The 19,923-nt window shown below is 72.0% G+C and carries 22 protein-coding genes; 11 read left to right on the top strand and 11 right to left on the bottom strand.

The window, feature by feature from the left end; genetic code table 11:
* Nucleotides 1–28: 28 nt before the first annotated feature.
* Genes ABFX46_RS05280 through ABFX46_RS43415 form a run of 4 tightly spaced genes read right to left on the bottom strand, consistent with a single transcriptional unit; the run spans nucleotide 29 to nucleotide 2,918 of the window.
* Complete coding sequence (locus ABFX46_RS05280) at nucleotides 29–889, bottom strand: ABC transporter permease (protein WP_346040199.1); 861 nt, start codon at nucleotides 887–889, stop codon at nucleotides 29–31.
* Nucleotides 882–1,730, bottom strand: a complete 849-nt coding sequence (locus ABFX46_RS05285; RefSeq protein WP_346040200.1) for an ABC transporter ATP-binding protein — start codon at nucleotides 1,728–1,730, stop codon at nucleotides 882–884. The genes ABFX46_RS05280 and ABFX46_RS05285 overlap by 8 nt, the downstream gene beginning before the upstream one ends.
* Nucleotides 1,727–2,785, bottom strand: a complete 1,059-nt coding sequence (locus ABFX46_RS05290; RefSeq protein WP_346040201.1) for an ABC transporter substrate-binding protein — start codon at nucleotides 2,783–2,785, stop codon at nucleotides 1,727–1,729. Before ABFX46_RS05290 ends, ABFX46_RS05285 begins: the two co-directional genes overlap by 4 nt.
* Before the next feature lie 55 nt (nucleotides 2,786–2,840).
* Nucleotides 2,841–2,918 (bottom strand): putative leader peptide, encoded by a 78-nt coding sequence (locus ABFX46_RS43415; protein ID WP_428831222.1) that lies wholly within the window; start codon nucleotides 2,916–2,918, stop codon nucleotides 2,841–2,843.
* 141 nt (nucleotides 2,919–3,059) lie between these two features.
* Here ABFX46_RS43415 and ABFX46_RS05295 point away from each other — a divergent pair, with 141 nt between their 5' ends.
* Nucleotides 3,060–3,959 (top strand): TauD/TfdA dioxygenase family protein, encoded by a 900-nt coding sequence (locus ABFX46_RS05295; protein ID WP_346040202.1) that lies wholly within the window; start codon nucleotides 3,060–3,062, stop codon nucleotides 3,957–3,959.
* A 58-nt stretch (nucleotides 3,960–4,017) separates the two neighbouring features.
* On the opposite strand, the gene ABFX46_RS05300 is transcribed toward ABFX46_RS05295, so the two are convergent.
* Both ABFX46_RS05300 and ABFX46_RS05305 read right to left on the bottom strand, forming a co-directional pair.
* The gene (locus ABFX46_RS05300) at nucleotides 4,018–4,497 is read right to left on the bottom strand and encodes a carboxymuconolactone decarboxylase family protein (protein WP_346040203.1); all 480 of its coding nucleotides are present in this window, start codon (nucleotides 4,495–4,497) and stop codon (nucleotides 4,018–4,020) included.
* A complete protein-coding gene (locus ABFX46_RS05305) occupies nucleotides 4,494–5,573 on the bottom strand; it encodes an NAD(P)H-dependent amine dehydrogenase family protein (RefSeq protein ID WP_346040204.1) in 1,080 nt (359 codons plus the stop codon). Before ABFX46_RS05305 ends, ABFX46_RS05300 begins: the two co-directional genes overlap by 4 nt.
* A gap of 173 nt (nucleotides 5,574–5,746) precedes the next feature.
* On the opposite strand from ABFX46_RS05305, the gene ABFX46_RS05310 reads away from it, so the two are divergent.
* Nucleotides 5,747–7,378, top strand: a complete 1,632-nt coding sequence (locus ABFX46_RS05310; RefSeq protein ID WP_346040205.1) for a GMC oxidoreductase — start codon at nucleotides 5,747–5,749, stop codon at nucleotides 7,376–7,378.
* 59 nt (nucleotides 7,379–7,437) lie between these two features.
* Here the strand turns inward: ABFX46_RS05310 and ABFX46_RS05315 are convergent, their stop codons facing one another.
* Nucleotides 7,438–8,784 (bottom strand): hypothetical protein, encoded by a 1,347-nt coding sequence (locus ABFX46_RS05315; protein ID WP_346040206.1) that lies wholly within the window; start codon nucleotides 8,782–8,784, stop codon nucleotides 7,438–7,440.
* 174 nt (nucleotides 8,785–8,958) lie between these two features.
* Here ABFX46_RS05315 and ABFX46_RS05320 point away from each other — a divergent pair, with 174 nt between their 5' ends.
* Together ABFX46_RS05320 and ABFX46_RS05325 are read left to right on the top strand one after the other, a co-directional pair.
* Nucleotides 8,959–9,852 (top strand): DMT family transporter, encoded by an 894-nt coding sequence (locus tag ABFX46_RS05320; protein WP_346040207.1) that lies wholly within the window; start codon nucleotides 8,959–8,961, stop codon nucleotides 9,850–9,852.
* The gene (locus ABFX46_RS05325) at nucleotides 9,849–10,718 is read left to right on the top strand and encodes a DMT family transporter (protein WP_346040208.1); all 870 of its coding nucleotides are present in this window, start codon (nucleotides 9,849–9,851) and stop codon (nucleotides 10,716–10,718) included. Before ABFX46_RS05320 ends, ABFX46_RS05325 begins: the two co-directional genes overlap by 4 nt.
* On the opposite strand, the gene ABFX46_RS05330 is transcribed toward ABFX46_RS05325, so the two are convergent.
* Nucleotides 10,696–11,727: an MGDG synthase family glycosyltransferase gene (locus ABFX46_RS05330; protein WP_346040209.1), complete on the bottom strand. Its 1,032-nt coding sequence runs from the start codon at nucleotides 11,725–11,727 to the stop codon at nucleotides 10,696–10,698. The two genes, ABFX46_RS05325 and ABFX46_RS05330, sit on opposite strands and share 23 nt — an antisense overlap.
* Nucleotides 11,728–11,791: 64 nt before the next feature.
* On the opposite strand from ABFX46_RS05330, the gene ABFX46_RS05335 reads away from it, so the two are divergent.
* The gene (locus tag ABFX46_RS05335) at nucleotides 11,792–12,502 is read left to right on the top strand and encodes a polysaccharide deacetylase family protein (RefSeq protein ID WP_346040210.1); all 711 of its coding nucleotides are present in this window, start codon (nucleotides 11,792–11,794) and stop codon (nucleotides 12,500–12,502) included.
* Nucleotides 12,503–12,522: 20 nt separating this feature from the next.
* Here ABFX46_RS05335 and ABFX46_RS05340 read toward each other — a convergent pair whose 3' ends face one another.
* The 3 genes from ABFX46_RS05340 to ABFX46_RS05350 are packed head-to-tail and all read right to left on the bottom strand — an operon-like array spanning nucleotide 12,523 to nucleotide 14,148.
* A complete protein-coding gene (locus tag ABFX46_RS05340; protein WP_346040211.1) occupies nucleotides 12,523–13,089 on the bottom strand; it encodes a hypothetical protein in 567 nt (188 codons plus the stop codon).
* Nucleotides 13,044–13,661, bottom strand: a complete 618-nt coding sequence (locus ABFX46_RS05345; protein ID WP_346040212.1) for a hypothetical protein — start codon at nucleotides 13,659–13,661, stop codon at nucleotides 13,044–13,046. The genes ABFX46_RS05340 and ABFX46_RS05345 overlap by 46 nt, the downstream gene beginning before the upstream one ends.
* A gap of 16 nt (nucleotides 13,662–13,677) precedes the next feature.
* Nucleotides 13,678–14,148 (bottom strand): GNAT family N-acetyltransferase, encoded by a 471-nt coding sequence (locus ABFX46_RS05350; protein ID WP_346040684.1) that lies wholly within the window; start codon nucleotides 14,146–14,148, stop codon nucleotides 13,678–13,680.
* Nucleotides 14,149–14,334: 186 nt separating this feature from the next.
* On the opposite strand from ABFX46_RS05350, the gene ABFX46_RS05355 reads away from it, so the two are divergent.
* The 6 genes from ABFX46_RS05355 (at nucleotide 14,335) to ABFX46_RS05380 (ending at nucleotide 19,902) form a co-directional block, all read left to right on the top strand.
* Entirely contained in the window at nucleotides 14,335–15,726 is a 1,392-nt protein-coding gene (locus ABFX46_RS05355) for a family 2B encapsulin nanocompartment shell protein (RefSeq protein WP_346040213.1), read from the top strand.
* A gap of 27 nt (nucleotides 15,727–15,753) precedes the next feature.
* Nucleotides 15,754–17,811 (top strand): family 2 encapsulin nanocompartment cargo protein terpene cyclase, encoded by a 2,058-nt coding sequence (locus ABFX46_RS05360; RefSeq protein ID WP_346040214.1) that lies wholly within the window; start codon nucleotides 15,754–15,756, stop codon nucleotides 17,809–17,811.
* A 280-nt stretch (nucleotides 17,812–18,091) separates the two neighbouring features.
* Nucleotides 18,092–18,433, top strand: coding sequence for a TraR/DksA family transcriptional regulator (locus ABFX46_RS05365; protein WP_346040215.1), 342 nt, complete (start codon nucleotides 18,092–18,094; stop codon nucleotides 18,431–18,433).
* Nucleotides 18,434–18,479: 46 nt separating this feature from the next.
* Nucleotides 18,480–18,812 carry an ArsR/SmtB family transcription factor gene (locus tag ABFX46_RS05370; protein ID WP_346040216.1) on the top strand — a complete coding sequence of 111 codons (333 nt, stop codon included), beginning with the start codon at nucleotides 18,480–18,482 and terminating at the stop codon, nucleotides 18,810–18,812.
* The gene (locus tag ABFX46_RS05375) at nucleotides 18,809–19,279 is read left to right on the top strand and encodes an SRPBCC domain-containing protein (protein ID WP_346040217.1); all 471 of its coding nucleotides are present in this window, start codon (nucleotides 18,809–18,811) and stop codon (nucleotides 19,277–19,279) included. Before ABFX46_RS05370 ends, ABFX46_RS05375 begins: the two co-directional genes overlap by 4 nt.
* Nucleotides 19,276–19,902: a dihydrofolate reductase family protein gene (locus ABFX46_RS05380; RefSeq protein WP_346040218.1), complete on the top strand. Its 627-nt coding sequence runs from the start codon at nucleotides 19,276–19,278 to the stop codon at nucleotides 19,900–19,902. Before ABFX46_RS05375 ends, ABFX46_RS05380 begins: the two co-directional genes overlap by 4 nt.
* Nucleotides 19,903–19,923 lie beyond the last annotated feature (21 nt).

Consider the following 19,923-nt stretch of genomic DNA (forward strand, 5'->3'; position numbering starts at 1 on the left):
GTAAGCATGTTATATCGGGGCGCCGCCGTCAAGACGTATCCGTGCGCCAGCGGGTGAACCGGCGCTCCAGCAGGACGAGGACGTAGTTGAACGCCAGCCCGAGCGCCGAGATGGCGAGGATTCCCGCGTACATGTCGGTGATCGCGAAGTTCTGCTGCGCGGAGCCGATCAGGAAGCCGAGGCCCTCCTTGGCGCCGACCATCTCCGCGACGATCATCACCAGCACCGAGATCCCGCCGGCCAGCCGGACGCCGGTGAACACCGACGGCACCGCGGCGGGCAGGACCACCTTCTGGAAGACGCGCACGGCGGGCAGCCCGAGCGACCGCGCGGACTTGACCAGCGTCGCGTCCACCGTCCGGACCGCGCTGATCGTGTTCAGCAGGATCGGCCACGTGCACGCGTACAGGACGATCGCGATCTTCGACGTCTCGCCGATGCCGAGGACCAGGATGAAGACCGGCAGCAGCGCGATCGCGGCGGTGTTGCGGAACAGCTCCAGCAGCGGGTTCAGCAGGTCCGCGACCGGCCGGTACCAGCCGATCAGCAGGCCGAGCGGCACCGCGAGGACGATCGCCAGCCCGAACCCCGACAGGGCGCGGACCAGGCTGGCCTCGGTGTCGCTCCACAACCGGCCGCTTTCGGCCAGGTCCAACAGGGCGGGCAGGACCTCCGACACCGGCGGCAGGAAGACCGGGTCGACGAGCTGCGCGCGGGGAGCCAGCTCCCAGACGGCGAAGAACACGGTGATCGCGATCGTCCGCCGGAACGCGACGGCGGCGAGCGCGGCGGCGCGGCGCCGCTTCGCCGGGGGCGCCGCGGCCCTGATCTCGGTGCCGGTCCCGGCGCCGGTCCCGGTGGGTGCGGGGGCTTCCACGGTGCTAGCCACGGGCGGCCGCCTCCTCGCGGGGCGCCGGTACGGCCGGCCGCTGCGCCGCCCGCACTTCGTCCTTCGGCAGCTCGTCCTTCAGCAGCGACCAGACCCGGTGGCGGTGCTCGGCGAACGCGGGGCTGGAGCGGAGGTCCTCCCGCTCGTCGCGGGGGCCGAGGTCGATGTCGACGATCTCCTTCACCCGGCCGGGCCGCGAGGTCAGCACCGCCACCCGTCCGCCGAGGTAGACGGCCTCGTCGATGCCGTGGGTGATGAACACGACGGTCTTGCCGGTCGTCGCCCAGATGCGCAGCAGTTCGTCCTGGAGGGTGTCGCGGGTCTGCGCGTCGAGCGCGGCGAACGGCTCGTCCATGAGCAGGACGCCGGGGTCGTGGGCGAGGCTGCGGGCGATCGCGACGCGCTGCTTCATGCCGCCGGACAGCTCGTGCGGGTAGCGGTCCTCGAAGCCGGAGAGGCCGACGAGGTCCAGGTGGTGCCGGGCGATCTCGGTCCGCTCGCGGCGCCGCAGCCCCTTGGCCTCCAGCCCGAACTCCACGTTGCGGAGCGCCGTCCGCCACGGGAGCAGCGCGTACTGCTGGAAGACGACGGCCCGGTCGAGGGCCGGCCCGGTCACCTCCACGCCGTCGATCGCGACGCGTCCGGCGGTCGGCCGGGCCAGCCCGCCGATCAGGTCGAGCAGGGTCGACTTGCCGCAGCCGGACGGCCCGACCACGACGAGGAACTCGCCCTCGGCCACGTCCAGGTCGATGCCGCTGAGCGCGGTGAAGACGCCGCCGCCCCGGACCGGGAACGTCTTGCCGACGCCCGTGAGACTGATCTTCGCGTTCTGCGCGGTCATCGCGGGGCTCCTCCGTTCGCGTACGGGTTGAACTCGTTCGTGTAGAGGTCCCGGGGCCCGACCTTCACGTCCTTGATCTGGCCGACGTCCTTGAGCCAGCCGCTCCAGGTCGCGAACTCCCGGTCGGTCATCAGGCCGCCCCGGCCGGCGACGCCCCAGGACTTCCAGTACCGCAGCGCGTCGGGGCCCTCGTTCCGGCCGCGCGCCGTGAGGATCCTCGTCTGCCTCTCGATGACCTCCTCGCGCGGCGTGGCCCGCGACCACTCGATGGCCTTGGCGACCCCGGCGGTGAAGGCCCGCACGGTGTCGGGGTTCCGCTCGATGAAGTCGTCGCGGAAGACGTAGGAGCCGGCGGTGAAGGCGCCGAGGAAGTCGTAGTCGCGGAACACCCGGCGGACCCCGCCGGCGGCGACCGCCTTGTCCTGGAAGATCCCGGTGAGCGCGGCGACGTCGATCTGCCCCTGGCGCAGCGACTGCTCCAGGGAGACCGGCGGCACGGCGAGGGCCTCGACCTTCGCGACGTCGCCGGCGCCGAGCCCGTTGCGCCGCAGGTAGAGGTCCAGGACGGCCTGCGCGTGGCCGCCGAGCGTGTTCATGCCGATCTTCTTGCCGACGAGGTCGCGCGGCCCCTTGACCGGGCTGCCGTCCAGGACGAAGAAGCCGGTGTAGCTCACCGGGTCGGTGCCGTAGTAGCCGATGACGGACGTCAGCGGCGCGCCGGCCTCCTGCAGCTTGACCGAGGCGCCGTTGAAGGCGCCGCCGAACGCGACCTGGCCGGTGGCGGCGGTCTGGACGTCCTGCGGGCCGCTGGAGGTGTTGCCCACCCACTCCAGCCGGACGTCGCCGAGGTAGCCGAGGTCCTGGGCGAGTTCCGGCAGCGTCACCTGCCCCGTCCAGCCCTGGTAGCGCAGCGTGCTCGTCCGCGCCGGCCCGCCGCCGGCCGCGCGGCCGCAGGACGCGGCGAGCGGCACGGCCGCCGCCGACACCGCGACCGCCGAGAGGAACCTCCGCCTCGACGGTGCGGCCGCGATCGATCCGGTCTTCTGTCTGGTCATGCCCTTCGCGCTCAACGCGATCTCCCTGGGTCGGTGGTCTGGATGCCGGGTCGGATCACGGGCGACAGAGCGCGCTGGCCTGGCGCCTGAGGTCGACGTGCAGGCGCGCGACGAGCGGGTGGGGGGAGGACACACCCCGGACTATGCCGCCTATTTCCTACTAAGTCAATCGGAATAGTTGCCTTTTGGACGCGGCCGTGGTTCGCTACGAGTCGGCGCGGCCCTTCGCGTCCGTTCCCCGAACCCCGTCCGTCCCCCGAGAGAGGTGGGCAGCATGCCCGAGTTCGACATCCGCAGGATCGGCGGCCGCATCGGCGCGGAGGTCGTCGGCGTCGACGTCCGCGACCTGACCGGCGCCGTCTTCCGCGAGATCCAGGACGCCCTGCTGGATCACAAGGTCCTGGGCTTCCGCGGCCAGGACCTGACCGACGACGACCAGATCGCCTTCGCCGCCCGGTTCGGCGAGCTCACCGGCGCGCACCCGACCGTCCCGGCGATCGACGGCAGGCGGGAGATCCTGCCGGTCGACGGCGAGTCGGGGCGCGCAAACCACTGGCACACCGACGTCACCTTCGTACAGACCCCGCCGCAGATCAGCACGCTGCGCAGCCTCGTCATCCCGCCCTACGGCGGGCACACGCTGGTCGCCAACGCCGGCGCCGCCTACCGGGACCTGCCGGACGAACTGCGCGCCCTGGCCGACCGGCTCTGGGCCGTGCACACCAACGACTACGACTACGTGAAGCCGCCGAACAGCGGGGCCGACCCGGCGAAGGCGGCCGAGCACCGCAGGGCGTTCGTGTCACGGACGTGGAAGACCGCGCACCCGGTCGTCCGCGTGCATCCGGAGTCGGGCGAGCGCACCCTGTTCATCGGCGGGTTCGCGCAGAGCATCGTCGGGCTGCCGCCGCGGGAGGGCCGCACGCTCCTCGACCTCTTCCAGCGGTACGTGACCCGGCCGGAGAACATCCTGCGCTGGGCGTGGGCGCCGGGCGACCTCATCGTGTTCGACAACCGGATCACCCAGCACTACGCGTCCGACGACTACGGCGACCTGCCGCGGCTGCTGCACCGCGTCACCGTCGCCGGCGGCGTCCCGGTCGGCGTGGACGGCCGGGAGAGCTACCGCGTCGAGGGCGACGACGCCTCGCACTACACGCCGTCCGCGGCCTGAGACCGAACCGTCCGCAGACCAGGGCCCGGGGATGGGGTGACCCCGGGCCCTGCCGGCGTCAGAGCTTCGGCAGCATGCACATGGCGTCGAGGCCGAGGACGTGGTTGAGCCGGCCGAACGCCAGCCACGAGCCGATGCACATGCTCAGCTCCACGATCTCGGCCTGCGTGTAGTGGGCCGTCATCCGGTCCCAGAACTCCTCGTCCAGGCCGTGGTGGTCGAGGGCGTACCGCTCGGCGTACTCGGCGGCGAGGCGGGTGCGGTCGTCGAAGCGGTCGGTCGTGCGCCACTCGGTGACCGCGTCCGCGAACTCCTCCTCGACCTTCTCGCCGTCGCGGTCCGTCCGCCAGTCGAGGCAGAACAGGCACCCGTTGATCTGCGCGATGCGCAGGCGGGCCGCCTCGAACTCGCGGAGCCCCAGCGTCGTGTGCGCGTACACGGCGAGCGACAGGTTCGACGCGGCCGGGCCGATGCCGGGCACCATCTCGCCCCACGCGTACTGGATCGGGTCCTTGCCCTCGGGGATGTCGAGGTTCATCGGGCGTTCCTCCCGAGCTTGCCCACGGCGGGACGCAGCGGGACGTCGAGCGCGTCGTAGAGTCCGGGGTCGGCGTCCACGAGCCAGTCGATGGCGCCGACGAGGCGCCCGACCGCGGTGGCGTTGCCGCCCGCCGCGCGGTTGCCGTGCTCGTCGGTGGCCTCGACCGTGACCTCGATGCGCGGGTCGCCCTCGATGATGACGCGGTGGGCGCCGTCGCCGTCCGGCGGCGTCGGCCAGTCGGGCGCGCAGGACGCGTGGATGCGGGTGACGTGCTCCACCACGATGCGCGGCTCGCCCCCGACGATGCCCTGCACCTCGAACCGCACCGCGCCCTGGGTGCCCTTCTCGAAGTCGCCCATGGCCGCGGTGGTGATGGTCTCGTCCAGCGGCCGCCGCTCCACGGTCTCGCGGACCTCGTCCAGCTCGACGCCGAGCGCCCGCGCCATCAGCCGGACCTGCCCGCCCCACACCATGGTCGGGACGGTCGCCGCGAGCATCGGCGGCTCGTAGTCCATGGGCTGGCCCATGCCGACCAGGTAGCGGACGGAGTCGGGCTGGTCGTAGGTGGTGTAGTCGAAGATCTCCTGGCAGCGGACGACGTCGACGACGCCGCCGAGCCCGCTGATCATCAGCGGCAGGACGTCGTTGCCCCAGCCCGGGTCGACGCCGGAGACGAACAGCGAGCCGCCGCCCTCGGCGACGGCGTCCAGCACCGCCTCCCGCATCTCGGGCGGGGCGTTGCGCTGGTCGTAGAGCGCGTACAGCGCGGGCGTCACGACGACGGCCCCGGCCCGGATCGCCCTCAGGATGTCGGCGAGGGCGTCGTCCGGGCGGATGTCGCCGGACGCCGCGTAGACCACGGCCTGCGGGCCGGTGCCGAGGACGGCGCCGATGTCGGTGGTCGCGGCCACGCCGAGGTCGCGGCCGAGGCCGGCGAGGTCGCCCGCGTCCCGTCCGGCCTTGCCCTCGTCGTGGACGATCACGCCGGTCAGTTCGAGTGCCGGATGGGCGTCGACGGCGCGCAGGGCCAGCCGGCCCACATTGCCCGTGCCCCAGACGATCGCGGAGATCATGCGCGGAATGTAACAAAGCCCCGCCGGAAAGCCAAGCAAGCACTTGGTTCACAGCCCGTGACCTGGCAACACGCGTGCGTAATGGTTCGTAAGTTACTTTTGCGTAGCTAGTGACTTCCCTCGCCCGCCGATATAGAACCTGTTCCAATCTCTGCGAGAGTGAGGGAGGTCACATGACCGACTCTGCCATGCCCATGGGGAGACCCGGCGGCGTGTCACGGCGCGGTTTCATTGTTGGAACCGGTTCCATTCTGGGTCTCGGGCTGCTCGGCGGCACCGCCGCGTCCACCGCCCGGGCCGCCGGCCCGATCGGCGACGGCGCGCACGTCCCGGCCCTGATCATCGGCACCGGGTACGGCGGCTCCGTCGCCGCGCTCCGGCTCGCCCAGGCCGGCGTCGACGTGCACATGGTCGAGATGGGCCAGGCGTGGGACACGCCCGGCTCGGACGGCAAGATCTTCGCCAACACCCGGTCGCCCGACTACCGGTCCTTCTGGCTGCGGACCCGGACCAAGCAGCCGCTCAGCAACTTCCTCGGCTTCCCGATCGACAAGGACGTCCCCCGCTACACCGGGATCCTGGACGCCGAGGACTTCGCCGGCATCACCGTCTACCAGGGGCGCGGCGTCGGCGGCGGCTCGCTCGTCAACGGCGGCATGGCGGTCACGCCGAAGCGCTCGCGGTTCAGCGGCGTCCTGCCGTCGGTGAACGCCGACGAGATGTACGGCAAGTACTACCCGCGCGCCAACGCCGGCCTCGGCGTCAACGAGATCGACCGGGCCTGGTTCGACTCGACCGACTGCTACCAGTACGCGCGGGTCGGACGGAAGCAGGCGGGGCGCTCCGGGTTCGAGTGGGTGTACGTCCCGAACGTCTACGACTTCGACTACATGGAGCGGGAGGCGGCCAACACGGTGCCGCGGTCGGCGCTCGCGGCGGAGATCCTCTACGGCAACAACTACGGCAAGAAGTCGCTGCAGCAGACCTACCTCGCGCAGGCCAAGGCGACCGGCAAGGTCTCGATCTCACCGCTGCACCGGGTGACGTCGGTGTCGCCCGCGGCCGCCGGCGGCTACACGGTCTCGATCGAGACGCTCAACACCTCCGGCGACGTCACCGGGACGAAGACCGTGCGGGCCGACCGGGTGTTCTTCGCGGCCGGCAGCGTCGGCACCAGCAAGCTGCTGGTCAAGCTGAAGTCGACCGGCGCCCTGCCGAACCTGAACGGCGAGGTCGGCAAGGGCTGGGGCGACAACGGCAACGTCATGTGCGGCCGCGCCAACCACATCTGGGACCCGACCGGCAGCCTCCAGTCGTCCATCCCGACCGGCGGCATCGACAACTGGGACGCCGGCGGGGCGTTCGCCGAGGTCGCGCCGCTGCCCACCGGGATCGAGACGTGGGCCTCGTTCTACCTGTCGATCACCAACACCCCGCACCGGGCCGAGTTCTCCTGGAACGCCGCGGCGGGCCGGGTCGACCTGAACTGGCAGACGGCCTGGAAGCAGACCAGCATCGACATGGCCAAGTCGATCTTCGACAAGATCAACGCGAAGGAGGGGACGATCTACCGGACCGACCTCTTCGGCGCCTACAAGATCTGGGGCGACCACCTCACCTACCACCCGCTCGGCGGCGCCGTCCTGAACAAGGCCACCGACAACTACGGCCGGCTGCGCGGCTACTCCGGCCTCTACGCCATCGACGGCTCGCTCATCCCGGGCAACACCAGCGTCAACCCGTTCGTGACGATCACCGCGCTCGCCGAGCGCAACATCGAGAACATCATCAACACCGACCTGTAGCGGCGCGCTGACGGTATCCGGCCACGGGCGCGTGTGGCCGGACTTTCATCCCGTCCGGTTCAGGACGGGCACGGGTCGAACAGCCGCCGCGTCCCCGTCCCGGCCGCGTACGCCGCCGGGTCGCTGAACCGGCATCCGTAGTCGGCACGCGCGACCGCCCCCGGGTCCGTCGTCACGTCGCCCGCCGGGCGCCTGCCGGTGCCGATCCAGCGCACCAGGTCGTCCCAGGCCGTCCCCGCCTCGGTCGCGGAGAACTCGCAGTGCTGCGCGGTCCGGACCGCCCGCTGGACGAGCAGCCGCGACCGGTGGTTCCGCGCCACCTCGGACGCGTAGACCTGCTCCATCGAGAACGGGACGAACATGTCCCCGAGCCCGTGCAGGCTGAGCACCGGCACGTGCGGGCGCCCGTTGACGCGCGGCACCTGCGACAGCCGGTTCGACAGCCGCGCCGGCAGGTTCTCGGCCGGCACCCGCTGGACGGTCGCGTTGACGTCCACCGGCTCGTCCGGCCGGTACCGGGTGAACAGGTTCGTGGCGAGCTGCCCCGGTTCCTCCGCCAGGGTCGCGCCCGGCGTGGACGGGGTGGCCAGCGTGAACGGGAAGTCCTTCCAGAGGGCGAACGACTGCACGGCCCCGGGACGCGTCCCGCCCGTCCGGTCGATGACGATCGACCGGAACTGCCTGCCGCGCGCGGTGGTCGTGTCCGGTCCGCCGGGCCGCAGCGCGGTCAGCCCGAGCGCGGCCTCGATCTTCGGGACAGTCACGGTCGCGTAGTCGTCCGTCACCGGGTACTCGCGGACGCCGGACAGGTCCTGCGCGACCACGTTGTAGTCGAGGAAGAAGTCGAACAGCTCGGCGTCGCCGAGCACCCCGCACATCGGCAGCGCGCCGTCGTAGTAACCGGGGAACTGCTCGAGCGAGCGCCCGATGATGTGACCGCCCATCGACACGCCGACGATGATGCGCTGCCTCGGCCGTCCCACCTTGTCGGCGAACAGTTCGGCGAGGTCGCGCGTGCTCAGCACCCCGGCCCGGACGTCGTAGCCGTTGGCGTAGTAGGACGACGCCGCCCACGCGTACCCCTGGTCGAGCAGCCGCTGCCGCAGCCCGAACGGCGGCGGCCCGACCGTCAGCACGAACCCCTGCCCGGCGTAGCCGTGCGCGTAGAGCGCGAGCTTGCCGTTCCAGTGCGGCGGCACCTCGATGTCGTACGCCGCGTGGCGGTGGACGCCCTGCAGCACCCGCGACGGCTCCCCGCGCACCTGGACGGGCGCGAGCACCGGATTGTCGATCGTGTATCCGGGTAGCGGCTGGTCATCGGGGGTTTGGCCGGCCTGGGCCGGGCCTGCGGGGACCAGCGCGGCCAGGACGGCCGCGGCGAGGACGGTGAGGGCTCGGATGCGCATGGTGCTCCTCTGGCCGGCGCGCACTGCCTACCGGCGCATTACATACCGTCCGGTCGGTTTGTGGAATGCCGGAGACCGGATCCGGTCTCGTCCGGGGACGGCGCCCGGTTGCGCCGGACGCCCCCGGGTAGGTGCGGGTCCGGACGAATCAGCCGGGGGAGATCGTGGATTCGGATGAGCATTCTCGGCATGGCCATCGCGGTGGTGGCCGCGGGCTTCATCGGGCTCGGCTTCGTGGCGCAGCAGCACGCCGCGTTCCGGGAGCCGCTGGAGGAGATCCTGCATCCGCGGCTGCTGCTGGACCTGCTGCGCAGCCGGCTGTGGCTGACCGGCATCGCCTCGATGATCACCGGTCAGATCATCTTCGCGTTCGCGCTGAACATGGCCGACGTCGCCGAGGTCACGCCGGTGCTCACCGTCAACCTCATCTTCGCGCTGTTCGCCGCGCACGTGATCTACCGGGAGCGGCTCGGCCGCAACGAGTGGCTCGGGGCGCTGCTGCTGACCGGCGGCGTCGCGCTGTTCCTCGGGATCGGGGTGCCGCACGGCGGGTCCCTGCCCGGGGTGCACTCGCCGCGCTGGCTCGCGGGCGGGGCCGTGCTCGCCCTCGTCGTGCTGTGCGCGGCCGGCGGCCTGCACCGGGACCTGCGCGTCCGCGCGATGCTGCTGGCGTGCGGCGCCGGGCTGCTCTACGGGCTCCAGGACACCCTGACCCGCAGCGTCCTGCTGGTCTCCGACGACGGCTTCTCCCGCATCCTCGTCACCTGGCAGCCGTACGGCCTGGTCTTCATCGGGGCGCTCGGGCTGCTGTTCGCGCAGAGCGCCTTCGACGCGGCGCCGCTGCGGATCTCGCTGCCCGCCACCACCGCGGCCGAGCCGCTCACCGGCATCGCGCTCAGCATCGTGATCTTCGGGGAGCGGGTGCGGCTGGAGATCTCCGACCTCGCCCTGGAGTCGCTCGGGCTCGCCGCGATGGTCGGCGGCATCATCGTCCTCGGCCGGTCGCCCTACCTCGGCAAACCCGGCGAGCGCGCGGCCGCGCCGCCTGACGGGGTGGAGGCCCGATGATCCCCGTCGTCCTCGCGCTGCTCGCCGGCGCGTCCAACGCGCTCGCGTCCGTGCTGCAGCGGCGGGTGGCCAAGGCGGCGCCCGACGCGGACGCCTTCAAGCCCGCGCTCATCCTGGACCTGCTGCGCAGCCCGATGTGGCTCGGCGGCATCGGCGCGCTCATCGCCGCCTTCGTGCTCCAGGCGGCGGCGCTGTCGATGGCGGGGCTGTCGCTCGTCCAGCCGCTGCTCGCCGTCGAACTGCCGTTCACCATGATCCTCATCGCGCTGCTGCCGCCGCGCGGGCTGCACCGGGTGCCGTGGAACGCCGTCATCCTGCTCACCGCGGGGCTGGCGGTCCTGCTGTTCGCGCTCTCGCCCGACGAGGGCTACCACGTGCCGAGCACCGCCGCCTGGATCATCGCGACGGTCGGCACGGTCGGCTGCGTCGCCGGCCTCATCGCGCTGGCCTGGGTCGTCCCCGGGCCCGTCCGCGCCATCCTGCTGGGCGTCTCCACGTCGGTCGGGTTCGCGCTGACGGCCGCGTTCATGAACACCGCGACGCGCAAGTTCGAGCGCGGCATCGCCCTCGCCTTCACGTCCTGGCAGATCTACGCGATGGCCCTCGCCGGGCTCGCCAGCCTCTTCCTGCTGCAGAACGCGCTGCAGAGCGGCAGCCTCGTCGCCGTGCAGCCCGCCCTGACCATCTCCGACCCCGTCGCCAGCATCATCCTCGGGGTCTACCTGTTCGGCGAGGACGTCCAGGGCGGGCCGTGGGTCGTCCTGGAGGCCGCCGGCATGGGGCTGATCCTCCTCGGCAGCATCGGCATCGCCCGATCCCCGCTGCTGCACGAGGAGCACGACGTCAGCCGAGCGCGGCCCGGATGACCCGCTCGGCGGGGACGGCGTCGAACAGCGCGGCGACCCGGCGGGCCCGCGCCTCCCGCACCGGCTCGTCCTTCAGCCGGTCCAGCGCCTCGATCAGCTCGCCGGGCGAGCGGGCGTAGCAGCTCAGGCCGTCGCGGGCCATCGCCGCGGCGCCGTCGCGGCCGTGCCCGGGGATCGGCCGGTAGGACACCACCGGCAGCCCGCACGCGAACGCCTCCCGGCAGGTCAGCCCCGCCGCGTTGTCGATCAGCGCGTAGGCGCCCGCCATCAGCTCCGCCATGTCGTCCCGCCAGCCGAGCGCGGGCCCGTAGACCCGCTCCCGCAGCCGCTCGTTCCGCCCGCACAGCACCACCGGCACGTACCGGCCGGACGCGGCGAGGCCCTGCGCCGTCTCCACGACCCGCCCGACGCCCCAGGCGCCCGCCGAGATCAGCACGATCCTGTCGCCCGGCCGCGCCCCGGTCTCCGCCCGCAGCCGGTCGCTCGCGCGGCGCGCCCGGCGGAACTCGCGGCGCACCACGGGCGCGTACACGCCGGCGTGGCGGCCCGTCCGCTCCATCACCGTCCGCGCGGCCCGCTCGTCCGGGCACAGGTAGCGGTCGTTGCCCGCGTGCAGCCACATCCGGTGGACGGCGAAGTCGGTGACCAGCACCAGCGACGGCACGGTCAGCCTTCCCGAGTCGCGCAGCCGCCCGGCCGCCTGCGCCGCGAGGTGGAACGTCGACACGACCGCGTCGGGCGGCAGCTCCCGGATCCGCGCGTCCAGCCGCCGCGCGATCAGCGCGGTGAGCGGCGACGCGGGCGGCGGGCGGCGGGACACGAAGAACGCCCGGTAGATCCCCTCGTACAGCCAGGGCGCGGACCGGACCATCCCCTCGTACATCCGCCGCAGCCCCCGCCCGAGCCGCAGGGGCACGAGGTCGAGCACGTCCAGCACGGACGCCTCGACGTCCTTCGGCGCCATCCGCCGCGCCAGCTCGTCGGCGACCGCGTCATGCCCGGCGCCCATGCCCGCTGTCAGAATTAAGAGTCGTTTGCCCATGTGTTGAGATCCCCCCGGTGAAAATGTCTTCATGTCCCGCCGCGTGCCCGCCGCCCTGACCGCCGCCCTGCTGGGTCACGCCCTGCCCGCGGCGACCTGGCTGTCCCCGGTACGCCGGCTGACGCCCCGCATCGCCGGCCGCGGCGGCCCCCGCCACGTGGCGCTCACCCTCGACGACGGCCCCGACCCCTCGTCCACGCCCCTCTTCCTGGACGAGCTGGCCCGCCTCGACTGCCGCGCGACGTTCTTCGTCCTCGGCGCCATGCTGCGGCGCACCCCGTCGCTCGGCCGCCGCATCATCGCGGAAGGCCACGAGATCGCCGTGCACGGCTGGCACCACGACAACACGCTGACGACGCGTCCCGGCCGGGTGACGGGCGAGATCCGCGACACGGTGCACCTCGTGCAGGACGTGTGCGGCGTGACCCCGTCCTGGTACCGGCCGCCGTACGGGGCCTTGAGCACGGAGGCGTTGGTGGCCGCCCGCCGCAACGATTTGCGTCCGGTGTTGTGGACGGCTTGGGGGAAGGACTGGACGTCCTCCGCCACCCCGTCCTCCGTGCTGGAGACCCTCGCACCGGGCCTCAGGGGCGGCGCGACGCTCCTCCTGCACGACAGCGACGTCACCTCGGCACCCGGCGCATGGAAATCCACCCTGGGCGCCCTGCCCGAGGTCGTGCGGCGGTGCCGCGCGGCCGGCCTGGCCGTCGGCCCCCTGCGCGACCACGGAGTGCACCCGTAACGACCGCTGTCACACGGCTACTACTCCCCCGGCATCCGTCCTCTATGTGGCGCGACCAGGCGTTTCTGCATCCCCGGGAGGAGGCCGCCGGCGATCAGGGCGAGGCCGAGGACGGCGGCCGCGGCCGGGAGCGCGGTGGGGATGCCGAGGTAGGTCGTGATGCCGAGAATCCGGGACAGGCCCCAGGGCAGCAGAGCCATCTGGTCGTTCCAGACGGTGAGGGCGCGTTCCAGGCCGATGGCGGCGATCAGGGCTCCGAGCAGTGCGAGGGGCACGCCTATCTGGATCATTGTCGCGCCGGTCGCTTCTCGCCTGCGTAGGCCGTAGGCGTCGCGGAGCACCCGGTAGGCGACGACGAACGTCCAGCAGAAGGCGGCGAACGCGACCGTGATGTAGAGGAAGCGGAGGGTGGGCTCCGTCCAGAAGTCGTACCAGTACCGGCCGGGCCCGCGTCCGGCCAGCGGGACGAGGAGGATCAGCGTGCGTCCGAGCGCGACCCCGCCGATCGCGGCGCTGAGCGCGAACCTGTCGCGGCCGCGCATCAGCCGGCGCAGGACGAGGGCGAAGAGCAGCCAGGCACCGAGCACCAGGACCAGGTGGGCGGGCGCTGCGAACCAGTAGGCGCAACAACCCGCCCGTCCTCCTCCTTGGGCAGCACCTCAGCCCCCGACCGAATCCGGTCGGCAACCGCATAGAGCCCATTGGCGACACCACCGGCCGTAGCCGCCTCAAGCAGCAGCCCACCACCCCGACGCCGCAACCGAAACGCTTCTTCTTCCCGCCCGGACGGCGCGAGGAGCGAGTCGACCCGCGCAATGCGCAGCGCCGCGCCCTCCGCCTCCCCGGCCCCAACCTCGGGCTTCGGCAATCCCCGTCCGGCCAACGCCGACGCAACGGCCGCCGCCGCAAGCCGCTCCCGCCGCCGCTCCACGTCCGTCGCGCCCTTGGGCAGCAGGATCGCCCCGAGACGCGGCGGTTCGACCACCGGCGCGACCTTCGCCGCCATCGCCCGCTCAGACGGCACTGCAGCGGGCGCGACTTCGACCCTCAGCAGGGCCCCGACCTGCGACGCGACGACCGCACCAAGGACGAGCACCAGAACGCCCGCCACCAGATACCACCGCCGCACCCCGCCCGACCCCGCACCACCGCCCGACATGCGGCAAATCGTAGATCTAGCTCACCAAATGAGAGATCCGCTTCGTCATGAAGACGCTGTTCGGGTCGGGGCGGTAGTCGGCGAAGGGGGCGCAGTAGTCGAACCCGAACTTCTCGTAGAGCCGCCGCGCCGGGAGGAAGAAGTCGTCGGACCCCGTCTCCAGGCTCAGCCGGGCGAACCCCATCCGCTCGGCCTCGGCGATGACGTGCCCGAGCAGCCTCGACGCGATACCGCTCCGCGTGCGCGCCGGAGACGTGCGCATCGACTTCAGCTCGCCGTGGGCGGCGTCCAGCCTCTTGATCGCTCCGCAGCCCACGACGACCTCCCCGTCCATCACCGTCCAGAACGTGACGTCCGGGCTCCGCAGCGCGTCGAGGTCGAGCGCATGCTTGCTCTCCAGCGGCGTAACGGAACGCATCTGCCGGACGTGCTCAGCCAGGAACTCCGCGATCTCCGCCCCGGACAGGTCGTCAACGACGATTCTCATCTCACTCACCCACACAATTCTCCGCTGACGCCCCACACCGCTAGTCGCGCCCGGCATGTTGCCGGAGTGTGATAGTGACGTTACTGACGGTGTTGGTTTTTGTGCTGGGCATTCTCTTTAGAACCCTGGCGATCACGATTAGCTTCCATCGCATGACTGAATATAGCGACCGGACGGCAGTGGGGCATGTCCGGTGACGCCGCTGGTGACGGCAGGTTGAGTCTCGGGACGCGGGCGGCTCGGAATCTGGCGACGACCACCAAGACCGTGCCGCAGATGCAGGGCATCACGTCGCGGTGGCTGCTGCGCATGCTGCCCTGGGTCGAGGTCTCCGCCGGGACGTACCGGGTGAACCGGCGGCTCAAGCTCGCCGTGGGGAGCGGGCGGGTCAGCTTCGTCCAGGCCGGGGCGGACGATGTTCGCATCGTTCCGGAGACCTTGACGGAGCTGCCGCTGCTGCGGGGGTTCGGCGGGCCGCTCGATGAGCTGGCCCGCCGGTTCGTCCCAAGGGAGCTTCAGCCCGGGGACGTCATCGCCGAAGCCGGAACGCCGGTGCACGAGGCGTTCGTCATCGCCCACGGTCGGGTCGAGCAGCTCGGGACGGGAGAGTACGGCCGCGTCCAGAGCCTCGGCGTGCTGACCGGTGGTGCGCACGTGGGCGACTGGGCGCTGCACCAGTCCGATCCGGTGTGGCCGCACACCTACAAGGCCGTCACGGCCGGAACGCTCCTGGCGCTGCCCCGGGACGACTTCCGGCAGGTCATGGACGCGTCGCCGGAGCTGCGGGCGCACATCGCCGAGTACCTCGCCGTCGCGGCCCGGGCCGTCAACCGCAAGGGCGAGGCCGACGTGGCCGTGGCGTCCGGGCATGACGGTGAGCCCACGCTGCCGAGCACGTTCGTCGACTACGACCCCGCCCCGCGCGAGTACGGGCTCTCGGTCGTGCAGACCGTGCTGCGCGTCCACACGCGCGTCCATGACCTGTACAGCGAACCGATGGACCAGTTCGAGCAGCAGTTGCGCCTCGTCGTCGAGGAGATCCGCGAAGCCCAGGAGTGGGAGCTGCTGAACAACCGGGAGTTCGGCCTGCTGCACAACGCCGAGTACGACCAGCGCATCAGTACCCGGAGCGGCCGCCCCACGCCCGACGACATGGACGAGCTGCTCACCCGGCGCAGGGGCACCCGGATGTTCCTGGCGCACCCGAAGGCGATCGCCGCGTTCATGCGCGAATGCAGCCGGCGCGGCCTCTACCCCCAGCCCGTCGAGGTGGACGGAAAGGCGGTCACGGCCTGGCGGGGCGTCCCCATCCTCCCCTGCGCCAAGCTGCCCGTCAGCGACGCGTTCACGACCTCGATCATCGCGATGCGCCTCGGCGAGGATGCGGAAGGCGTCGTCGGCCTCCGCCAGACGGGCATCCCGCACGAGTACTCACCGGGCCTGAACGTGCGCTTCATGGGGATCGACGAGCACGCCCTCACCAAGTACCTGGTCTCCGCCTACGCCTCGGTCGCGGTCCTCGTCCCCGACGCCCTCGGTGTCCTGGAGAACGTCGAGATCGCCGCTCCTGCCCACTGAATCATCCCGGCATAGAAAGGAAGGCCCATGACGGCCATCGCCAGCGTCTACCAGAACGACGTCGCCAACTACTGGAACGCCGAACGCAACCCGGTCAACCTGCGGCTTGGCGACGTGTCGGGCACCTACCACCACCACTACGGCATCGGCGAGGTCGACTGGTCCGTCCTGGACGCGCCCGAGGACCGCCGGGAGGAGGCGGTCATCGCCGAGCTGCACCGGCTGGAGAACGCCCAGGCGGAGTTCCTGCTCGGCCGGCTCGGCGACATCCGGCCCGAGCACCGGCTGCTGGACGCCGGCTCCGGCCGGGGCGGGTCCAGCCTCATGGCCAACGCGGCCTTCGGCTGCCGGGTCGACGGCGTGTCCATCTCCCAGACCCAGGTGGACTTCGCCAACGCGCAGGCCGTCCGGCGCGGTGTGGCCGACAAGGTCCGGTTCCACTTCGCGAACATGCTCGACACCGGTTTCGAGGCGGGGGCCTTCCAGGCGATCTGGAACAACGAGTCGACCATGTACGTCGTCCTGGACGACCTGTTCGCGGAGCACTCCCGGCTCCTCGCCCGCGGCGGCAGGTACGTCACCATCACCGGCTGCTACAACGACGTGTACGGGCTTCCGTCCAAGGCGGTCTCCGCCATCAACACCCACTACGTGTGCGACATCCACCCGCGCAGCGGCTACTTCCGCGCGATGGCGGGCGAACCGGCTCGTGCCCGTCAGCGTCATCGATCTGACCGCCGACACCATCCCGTACTGGGAGCTGCGCCGCCGATCGCCGGTCGCCACCGGCATCGAGGACACCTTCCTGGAGGCCTACCGCGACGGCGGCTTCCAGTACCTGCTCATCGCCGCCGACCGGATCTGAGGCGGCCGATGACGGAGCGATCGCCTTCGGCGGAGTCCGGCGAAGGCCGCGTGCGGCCGTGCAGCGGCGGCGCGTCCCCGCCGGCGCCGTCCCCGCACGGGTGGCCGGCGGGACCGACCGGCCTCGGGACCGCGGCGGCGTCCCTGGCCTCCCTGCTCGCCGCCGGACGCCCCAGCCGCGAGCCCTCGTACGGAGACCTTCTTTCGGGGGCGCGTCCGAGCCCCGTCCCGAGCGGTCCCGGCTACGTCGAGCGCTCATGGGGGGACGGGTCACACTCCCCGCTCTACTGCCCGGTCCACGAGCGCACCGACGACGCCCTGGCCGCCGAGGTGGACGCCCGGCTGGCCTCCTGGGCACGGGAGTGCGGCTTCGAGGACGACGAGCTCGAAGCACTGGGCAAGGCGGCGTTCGGACGCCTCGTCACCCTCGCCCACCCCGACACCGACGATCCCGACGCCCTGCTCGTCGCCGCGCAGCTCAACGCCGGCTGGTGGGCGGCGGACGACTACTACGCCGACGACACCGCGCTCGGCGCCGTCCCGAAACTGCTGCCGCCGCGCCTCGCCCTCGTGATGGCGGCCATGGACCCGGTACCGCCCGCGGGAGACTTCACCGCTCCCCTGTCCGAGGCGCTCCAGGACGACCTGATCCGCAGGATGCTCGGCTCGGCCGTCGCCCACCTGAACCGGCACGCGACCCCCGCCCAGGTCCAGCGCATCTGCTACTCGACGTTCGCCATGTTCGTGAGCTGGACGGCCTACGCGGCCTGGCGGGAGACCGGCGAGCATCCGCCGGCGTGGGAGTATCTGGCGGCGCGCCAACACGACAGCTTCTACACCTCGATGACGCTCATCGACGTCGTCGGCGGCTACGAGGTCCCGGCGCACCTGTTCTACGAGCCGCGCGTCCGCCGCGCCGCGTTCCGGGCGGGCACCGCGAGCGTCCTCGTCAACGATCTGCACTCGGTGGCCAAGGACGCCGCGGACGAGAACCCGGTCTGCAACATCGTCCTGCTGATCGCCGCCGACCGCGGCTGCTCGGTCGAGGAGGCGACCGAGGTCACCGTGGCCCTCCACAACGACCTCGTCCGCGACTTCGAGGCCGGGCACCGGGAACTCGCGGCCGTCCCGTCCCCGGAACTCCAGCGGTTCCTGCGGGGGCTGCGCGCCTGGATGGGCGGCGGCTTCGAATGGCACGCCACCAACCCCCGCTACGCCTGACGCCGCCCCAGCATCACAGCGGGACGGAGTCCTCCCGGACAGCGGCGGCCTCGGCGAGACACGGGCCGGGGCCACCGATGTCGGCGACGACCGTGCGCAGCGGGAAGCCCCAGCGGCGGTCGGCTCTGCTGTGGCACCCGTCCGATCGCAGTCCTGGACGCCTACGGACGAATCGCGTCCGCGAACTGACCCGCGCCCCGGCGGCCGTCTTGCATGCGCACGCGCGCAAGGCGTTCGCCTCAGCGGAATTCGGTTCGGCGCGCCCGGCGTTGAACCTCAGATGACCACGGCAGAAGAACGCCTGATCGCTGCTCGCGCCGGCACGCTGGAACTCATCGCGTCGCTGAACGGCGACTGGGACGGCGTCGTCGAGGCATCGTCGCAGGCCAACGTGGACGACGAGCACGACCCGGAGGGCGCCACCATCGCCTTCGAACGCGCCCGGATCGAGTCGTCGCTGCAGCGGGCGCGCGCGCAGCTGGCCGACATCGACGACGCGCTCGGCCGGCTCCGCGACGGCACCTACGGCACGTGCGAGCACTGCGGCGGCCCCATCGCGGCGGAGCGCCTGGCCGCCCGGCCGGCCGCCCGCACCTGCATCACCTGCGCCGGCCGCCGCTGACACTTAGCCCTTGCGCTAACTGTTGCCGTGGATAATACTTAGCCGCATGGCACAGTATTCGGCGGAACTGGACGGGGTGTTCGTGGCGCTCGCCGATCCGACGCGGCGGGCCGTGGTGCGGCGGCTCGGGCGCGGGCCCGTGAGCGTCGGGGATCTCGCCCGCGAGTTCCCGATGACGCTGCCGTCGTTCATGAAGCACGTGCGGACGCTCGAATCCAGCGGGCTCATCCGGACGGCCAAGGCGGGACGAGTGCGCACGTGCACGCTCAACCGGGAAAGGCTCCTGCTCCTGGACGGCTGGCTCGCCGACCAGCGCCGGATCTGGGAGGAGCGCACCGACCGCCTCGAACAGTTCGTCACCGACGAGGAGGACCGATGAACCCTGATCTCGATCTCGCGCTGGAGCGGGTCATCCGCGCGCCGCGCGCGACCGTGTGGAGCGCGTGGACCGACCCGGCGCGGCTGGAGCGGTGGTGGGTACCGGCCCCCAGCCGGTGCCGGGTGGAGCGGCTCGAACTGCGGGCCGGCGGGGCGTTCGTCACCCGGTTGAGCGACGGAGGCGAGTTCGGTCCGCACCTCGACGCCTGCTTCCTCGACATCGAGGAGCAGCGGCGGCTCGTGTTCACGAACGCGATCGACAGCACATGGCGGCCCGCGCGGCCCGCGCCGGTCGCGATGACGGCGACGATCACGCTGGACGACCATCCGGAGGGGACGCAGTACCGGATGCTGGTCCGGCACGGGGACCCGGACGCCCGGGAGCGGCACGACAAACTCGGCTTCGCCGACGGGTGGGGCACGGTCGCCGCGCAACTCGCCGCACTCACGGAGGGGACGACGCCGTGAAGCTCACCGTGACCCAGTTCACCACGCTGGACGGCGTCAGCCAGGGGCCCGGGTCGCCGGACGAGGACACCGAAGGCGGGTTCGCCCGCGGCGGCTGGCTCGTCCCGCACATCGACGGGACGTTCGTCCAGCGCACCTCCGAGTGGCTCGACCTCGCCGACGGACTGCTCCTCGGACGGCGCACCTACGAGGCGTTCGCGCGCGACTGGCCGCAGATCACCGACCCGGCCGACCCGTTCACCGAGCGGATGAACACACTCCCGAAGTTCGTCGTGTCGAACACGCTCGCCGAGGGGGCGTGGCACCCGGTGACGGTGCTCAAGGGGGATCCGGTCAAGGCGGTCGCCGAGGTCAGGGCGCGGCCGGGACGGGAGCTCCAGGTCCACGGCAGCGCCCGGCTCGCCGACGCGCTGCTCGCGGCGGGCCTGGTCGACACGCTCCGCCTCGTGATCGCGCCCACCGTCCTCCGGACCGGCCGGCGGCTGCTGGACGGCCCGGGCGCCACGTCCGGTCTGCGTCTCGCCCGCCATGAGGCGACGGCGAAGGGCCTGCTGCTGCTCGAATACGAACCGGCCGGACCCGCACGGCAGGCCGAGTACGAGGGCGTCGCCGCCTTCGCCTGACCGCACCCGCCTCACCCGCAG

Origin of the sequence: Actinomadura chokoriensis (assembly GCF_039529475.1) — a bacterium.
Taxonomy (GTDB): domain Bacteria; phylum Actinomycetota; class Actinomycetes; order Streptosporangiales; family Streptosporangiaceae; genus Spirillospora; species Spirillospora bangladeshensis.